Here is a 6,014-nt window from a genome sequence, read left to right on the forward strand (position 1 = left end):
GGATAGGGGGGCGTGGCGGTGCGGTGGGGGCGCGTGGTAGGTGGATAGGGTGTGGATACGGAGAGCCGTGATGGTGGAGATAGGCTTGTGGTGTAGGGGGCTTATCGGGCGGGGTGGTGCAGGTTATCGATGGCGATGGAGATAGGAAGGCGTAGCGGTGTGGATAGGGGGCGTGGCGGTGCATAGGCTTGTCGTGAAGGCTGGTATGGCTGTCCGTGGGGCGGATAGGATGCTTGTGGTAGGGGAATAGGGTGTGGATACGGAGAGCCGTGATGGTGGAGATAGGCTTGTGGTGAAGGGGGCTTATCGGGCGGGGTGGTGCAGGTTATCGATGGCGATGGAGATAGGAAGGCGTAGCGATGCGGATAGGGGGGGGCGATGTGGATAGGGGGGCGTGAAGGGGGGCAGAGGAAGGGGAGTTTGGCGGTGGGGTAAGGTTGTCTGTCGGAGGAGCTTGTTCGTAGGGGGCATATGGAAGGGTGATGGATGACACATTTTATTAAAGCCATAAGCGTGATAGATAAGGGGGTTGTTTATTCATCAGGCGAGAGTTATTATACTCTTTTCATGCGTGATCTTGCAAAAGAGGTTGGCGTATTTTGAAAGAGGTGTCTTTAAAACAGCGAAGGGTATCACAGATAGGGATAAGGTGTATTTATGGCGTGTTCTCTTTGATGACACTGAATTTGGGGGTAATGGATTTTGCGGATAACGGATTTTGCTTTAGAGATTATGTGTGTTTTCATAAAAGGAGCCGTAAACAGTTGTGTAAAAGGCAGAACCAATGAAGGGGAAAAACTCAACGAGGAATCAAGAACCGCGTTCTTTTGCTCTTGAAGAGTCATTTCTTTCTTGTAAAGACCATATTATTATTGCTCTTATCGCTCTTCTTATTGAAATTTGTCATAAGAGTCTTTTGATACTCCTGGAATTCAAGTGGTCGTTGACTGCATCGCAAGATAGCACTTTGTTGGCATTTTTTATACTGCGTGAAGTTCTCATGCTCTGTGTGTTGGTCTTGATGCCTGTTTTATGGGGGCTTTGTCTTATCTTAACGCATTGGTTGAAAAAACAGATTCAGCAGTTGGATGAAGTTCTGCGGCAACAGGGTCAAATAATGGGTCGAAAAAATAATAATGATAGAGAAAAAACAAGCCCTTTTTTTATCGCATTCCTTTGCTTTATCGTTTTGTTTACACTGTCTTTTTCGGCAGGTATTATGATGCTCATTTTAGAGTTTTATTATTTTGTTTTCAAGCGTATAAGACTGTATTGTCGCGTAAAGCGAGCATTGAAACATGTGAGACAAAAGCCGAACAGAGCTTTTGCACCGTGATCGTGAGGGGCAAAAGACCATGTGTTGCAGCTTGCGTGACAAAGTACGCTGAGAGGGGAAAAGTAAAGAGGGGGGGAAGAAGCTCATAGTCGTTTAGGATATACGACCGATGCTCTTAATCATTTGAAGAGCAAGAGCGTTTTTTAAAAAAAACGGGCTGGTCTATGCAAAAATACAAGGAAGAGCAGGCATTGCACTTTTCGTGGTGCTTAAAAAGAGTGGTGCTTAAAAAGAGCGGGTGTGAGAAAAGAAAGGCGCTTGTTGGGTAAGCTTGTTGGGTAAAAAGGCACGAGCCATGAAGGGGGAAAAATTCAACGGGGAATCAAAAATCACGCTTTTTTTGTTTCCGTAAGTGTTTTTTTAGTCAAAGAATTATACCGTTGCCTTTATCATTATCTTGTACAAAAAGAATGTTAGGATATCAGACTTTTGGGCGTGGCGGCAAGCAAGAAGGGGGAAAAATAGCACGCATATTGTTATTTTTTATGATTTTTATGAGTATAACGGTCTGTACACTTTTATGGATTCTGGTGATAGTTTAGGGGGCGTATGCATCTTCATTGCGTAAATTGAAAAAAAGATTCAGAAACAAGAAGAAATCATCTTTTGTATGAGAGCCAATAAGCTCTCTGTCATATAGATTTTATTAAAGAGTAAGAGGGGCTTTCATAAACAGTGAGAGGGGCTTTTATCAAAGAATGAGAGGGGAAAAATGAAGGAGCAAAATTGGGTATCGGAGCAAGAAACGCATCAATCAGCACATTCTTTTTCGTTTCAGCAAGCGCTGCTCTCAGCAAAGGATTATAAGATTATCTTCGCTATTGCTGTTCTTATTATCATGTGGAGAATGATTTTAGCAATACCAGATGTCTTAAATTGGCAGCTGACAGGGTGGCACTATGCTGTGCATTTTGTTCTCTTTAAGGCGACGTTAGTTATAATGGTCTGTGCATTTTTATTGATTCCGGTTATGTTCCGAATGCGTCGCAACGTGACGGGTGCGTTGCACCAAAATATTCAGAAACGAGAAGAAGCAATCCGTGTGCGAGAGCAAATAAACTCTCTGTCGCATAGGCTTTAACAAAGAGTAAGAGGGGCTTTAATAAGTGATAAGGGCTTTAATAAACAGTGAGAGGGAAAAATGGACCGTAATCCTATAGCCGTACTTTTCTTGGAGCCCGAGTTTTGGGTGATGATTGCTGTTTTCATGGTCATTATCATTGCTGGTTTTGGCTCTTTATGCCTCTGTCTTTAAACGGATGAAAATGAATTCCCAAGTGAAAGGCGCGTTGGAAAGAGTGCTTCAAGAAAATGATCTGGCAATGCAGCAGTTTTGGAAAGATGAAGCCAAGGTGCAGGAGAGGTGTTTGCAACAAAAGGAAAAAGGCAGTACGGGGATGAAAGAGCTCTTGGTCGATGATAATGAAATTCTCACAATGGAAAGTGCAACAGTGCTGTTGAAAAGCTTGGGGTGGTCCGTGGAATTGATGAGAAAAGGGGATCATGTGGCCATGCTCTTTTTACCGGATCGCGAAGTGCACTTTCTCTATAATGAGAAACACATAGAAGAATTTTCCCCCTTTGATCGCGGACTTGTCGTGATGAGTGGTATTTTTGCCGCGGCTTGTTGGACGATTAATCCGCATAATTCTGGGGGTTTTGCCAACGGTATTTATGAATTTTGTGCCCAATGGATTAGAAATTTTTGAAGAAAAAGTGAGTGCCCAGCGTTTCAAGAAAGAACTGGACAAAACTTTAAAATGGCTCATGGAAGATGATAGTTTGCATGAAATGTTTCGTTCTCAATATAGCATTTCACCTTGGGAAAAAGACTCTTTAGCATGGTCAACGGGTGAAGCAGAGTTGGCTCCTTATGCTCTGCTGCATCTTGCTGCGCTTGCCTTGCTGGGGGATGTGGAGACGTTAGCTTCTTATGACAAAAGTTTTTCGGTAGGCGAGAGGCTTGGCTTTGATGAAACCATTGAAAAAGTCCATTTGGAACGCGCGATGGTGATGGCTCAAGAAGTGAAAAAGGCAGGAAAATTTAGTTATGATCTGTTGGAATGGGTGGCAAAAATCTGCTCTATAGAAGTGAAGGACTATCAGTTTTTCAGAGTGAGAGATCCTAATTTATGTCATCAAAAAAGAGATCTTCATCAAAAAATAGTCGAGGAGAAAAAACAAGAATTAAGAAAACAGGGATACGATGTGAGTGATGAACCATGCGTCTTTGAAGCAGAGGGGGTAAAACATTCTCCTGATATTACTTATATCAAAGATGGTGAGCCTGCATTTATGGATATAAAAATTGATTAATTTTACGCACTTGTTGAAGAAAATCACTTTTAAGCCTCTTTTATTTGAAAGAATAAACACTCTTGTTAAAAGAAGTTAAGTCTCATGATTGAGAGGCTTTGATCCCAAAGCATAATAAAGGCAATACAAGCACAATAAAGGGCTTGAAAAAATCAAGAAGAACAGCACGTTTTTTTTAAATAAGCTGAAAATAATGTGTTTTTCAAGATGAGAAGGCACAGTTTAAGAGAGGGTCAATTTTTCCCTTTTTTGTTTTTTTAAGTCTCTTCTTTTTTTTCAAAAGTAAAGGCGCTTTGTTGCTGTAAAAAAATGCTCTAGAGATGAGAAAATATTCTACTGAATAAAAATATCTTATTAAGACATCATGATTGATTTGGTAAAGCACCGTTGTTTCAGGGGTGGTGATATTTTATACATTCCAATGTTCTTTGTAAAAGTGTGTGAGATTTTTTGTAAAAGTATGTGATGAAACTTTGAGGGCACGATTTGTCCATAGAGCCTTTGTCCATAGAGTTTATGAAAACATTGTCTTAGTGTGGTGATTAAAGTGTGCAATAGGCAAAAACGCTTTAGAAAAAACTGGATTTTTTTACAGAAGTGACCACAGGTTAAAAAATTTTATTCTTTTGGGTGGAGAACTTGTTCTTTTGGGTGGAGAACATTGAGGCCCCCTCTTTATGCTTGATCAGGATCAGGAGCAAGCCGGTATCATCACACGCATGATATATTTTGCCAGCCTTTGAAGTGTTGCGAGACCGCTTTTGGGGCTTGTAAGACGATTCGTAAATGAGCATTTTTTCTTATACAGTTTTTACTCACACATTCATGCTGCTTGTAATGTGCAAGCAAATGATTTTGTTTGATTCAACGTGAGAGAGAGTTGACATAAGAGAATCTTACGGTTTTCAAGACTCTCAATTCAAGTTGAATAACGCTAGATATATCTATATAAATCAATATCTTATTGCATTATGACACAATATCGTCCTTTGAGGAATAAGAGCTTGGGGCTTAACTTTACTCATTTGCGAGGCGAGAAAGGTAAAAGAGCGGTTTGGGACAGTTTTAAGCTCTTTTACTCTTGAGCTTTTTGTCTTCTTGAAGCAGAGCTTATCGAGCTTTTAAGAACGTTTCACTGTCGGGGAGGGGGATAAAAAATTTAGGGTATTTTCTTTACATATTTTTGGCATTTTGTTGATGACGGCTTGGCAATCAATGGCTTGGAAATTAATCTATGGCGTGGTCTATAGAGAAATTTGTTTGAAAATAAAAGAGGGGGTGAGGGAAGAACTGGAAGAAAAATCTGGATAGATCCTTATTGATTAAAACAGTATTGGAAATGGAGGGAGTGTGATAGAGACTTTTTACCTTAGGAGGCTTTTGCTTTTAGGGGGCATTTTGTTAAAAACAGGGATATGCACTGGAAAAATAGCAGAATTGTAGACTCATCATTGATGAAAGCGGTGGGGGAAAAAATTTGGGAGCTAGAGTGAGAGCTTGGGGTTTAACTTCACTTGTTTGCGAGGGGAAAAAAGTGCTGTTCTTAAACGGTTGATTTTGGGATAGTAACAATACAATACAATACAAATTAAAACAAAGGCCCTATTTTAAAAGGGCCTTTGTTTTTATTATATACAAACTGTATATAATTTTATTTCAAAAAACTTTTATATCTTATACTCTCGCAGAAATCATCTGCAGAAAATATATCATCAGTGCGCCTAAAAAACTAGCAATTGCATTCAATAAACTTTTACCTTTTGCATATATATCATCTATTGATGCTTGTTCTGATGCAGTTCTATTTGCTGTTTTCAGTATATTCAATGTATCCGATGGGATCCTTATTTGTTTGGAAAACTGTAAACGTATTTTTTCAACAGTATAAGGAGCAACAATAGGAGAGGGCTGTTGATTGACTATACGATCAGACTTTTGAATTGCAAGAGCTAAACCACTTGTAACGGCTCCCGCTATGAAAAAATATCTGATATTCATCATTCTTCATCCTATATTTATTTCAATTAATAAATATCGATATGAGTTATACATAAATTCAGTTCAAATAACTATAGTAAAAATACAACAATCATAAAAAAGAATATGGTTTGCCTACAAATTGACAAAATTTGCGCTTAGTTGCCTTAATCAATTCTTTTAGATTCTTATTTGTGGATGTGAAAAGGGTTTAAAAACTTTGTCCGGAAGTGGAATCTCGTAAGATGCATGGCAAAAGAAATGCTGACAAACGTCAAACTTTTTTGTGCCATTGAGCGATTTATAAAAATGAGGGTTCATAAAGAATAATAAGATATGATGAAAGTTGTGTCAAACCCGTAAGGGGAAGGGTGCACGTGTTGTG

At 39.5% G+C, this 6,014-nt stretch carries 6 protein-coding genes; 5 read left to right on the forward strand and 1 reads right to left on the reverse strand.

Translation table 11 applies throughout. The annotated features are described in order from the left end of the window. Positions 1 to 253: 253 nt before the first annotated feature. From FNZ60_RS10380 to FNZ60_RS10010, 5 genes are all read left to right on the forward strand, one after another. Positions 254 to 388, forward strand: coding sequence for a hypothetical protein (locus tag FNZ60_RS10380; protein WP_281280231.1), 135 nt, complete (start codon positions 254 to 256; stop codon positions 386 to 388). A 396-nt stretch (positions 389 to 784) separates the two neighbouring features. Further along, the gene (locus tag FNZ60_RS02120) at positions 785 to 1,336 is read left to right on the forward strand and encodes a hypothetical protein (protein ID WP_142416090.1); all 552 of its coding nucleotides are present in this window, start codon (positions 785 to 787) and stop codon (positions 1,334 to 1,336) included. 712 nt (positions 1,337 to 2,048) lie between these two features. Beyond that, entirely contained in the window at positions 2,049 to 2,417 is a 369-nt protein-coding gene (locus FNZ60_RS02125; RefSeq protein ID WP_142416091.1) for a hypothetical protein, read from the forward strand. A gap of 184 nt (positions 2,418 to 2,601) precedes the next feature. Further along, positions 2,602 to 3,045, forward strand: coding sequence for a hypothetical protein (locus FNZ60_RS10005; RefSeq protein ID WP_246054699.1), 444 nt, complete (start codon positions 2,602 to 2,604; stop codon positions 3,043 to 3,045). Next, positions 3,011 to 3,652 carry a DUF6990 domain-containing protein gene (locus FNZ60_RS10010; protein WP_246054700.1) on the forward strand — a complete coding sequence of 214 codons (642 nt, stop codon included), beginning with the start codon at positions 3,011 to 3,013 and terminating at the stop codon, positions 3,650 to 3,652. The genes FNZ60_RS10005 and FNZ60_RS10010 overlap by 35 nt, the downstream gene beginning before the upstream one ends. Positions 3,653 to 5,326: 1,674 nt before the next feature. Here the strand turns inward: FNZ60_RS10010 and FNZ60_RS02135 are convergent. Continuing rightward, complete coding sequence (locus FNZ60_RS02135) at positions 5,327 to 5,650, reverse strand: hypothetical protein (RefSeq protein WP_142416092.1); 324 nt, start codon at positions 5,648 to 5,650, stop codon at positions 5,327 to 5,329. Positions 5,651 to 6,014 lie beyond the last annotated feature (364 nt).

The sequence above is a fragment of the Bartonella massiliensis genome (genome assembly GCF_902150025.1).
GTDB lineage: Bacteria > Pseudomonadota > Alphaproteobacteria > Rhizobiales > Rhizobiaceae > Bartonella > Bartonella massiliensis.

Excerpts from the sequence above, each read along its gene's own strand:
- FNZ60_RS02125 (WP_142416091.1), top strand. The coding sequence starts at position 2,049 with ATGAAGGAGCAAAATTGGGTATCGGAGCAAGAAACGCATCAATCAGCA.
- FNZ60_RS10005 (WP_246054699.1), top strand. The coding sequence starts at position 2,602 with ATGAATTCCCAAGTGAAAGGCGCGTTGGAAAGAGTGCTTCAAGAAAAT.
- FNZ60_RS10010 (WP_246054700.1), top strand. The coding sequence starts at position 3,011 with ATGAATTTTGTGCCCAATGGATTAGAAATTTTTGAAGAAAAAGTGAGT.
- FNZ60_RS02120 (WP_142416090.1), top strand. The coding sequence starts at position 785 with ATGAAGGGGAAAAACTCAACGAGGAATCAAGAACCGCGTTCTTTTGCT.
- FNZ60_RS02135 (WP_142416092.1), bottom strand. The coding sequence starts at position 5,650 with ATGAATATCAGATATTTTTTCATAGCGGGAGCCGTTACAAGTGGTTTA.